Raw genomic sequence first — 264 nt, forward strand, 5'->3', positions numbered from 1 at the left:
CGCGGAGCGGACCAGGCCCCATACCGCGGCCGCGGCCAGGTCGCTGCCATCGGTAGCGCCGCGGGTCATCACCACCAGCCGGGAACCGTCCATGGCCGCATCGGCCAGCCAGTCCTGGATCCAACCCAACACCAGCGTGCTGGCCGTGTGTGTGGCCTCGACAACGCCGACGGCATCGTCTGGAGCTGGTAGCTCGGCCACCACGACCGTGGGCAGCTCGCCATCAAGCCGGCCTGGCGGGTGGGGCACCAGTAGAGGTTGCGG

General features: G+C 70.8%; 1 protein-coding gene. It reads right to left on the reverse strand.

What is annotated here, in order from left to right; translation table 11 throughout:
• Positions 1-249: hypothetical protein (locus ACLQ22_RS32075; protein WP_425695616.1), on the reverse strand; the 249-nt coding region annotated here is incomplete at its 3' end.
• Positions 250-264 lie beyond the last annotated feature (15 nt).

The sequence above is a fragment of the Micromonospora sp. DT178 genome (assembly GCF_049841695.1).
Lineage (GTDB): Bacteria > Actinomycetota > Actinomycetes > Mycobacteriales > Micromonosporaceae > Micromonospora.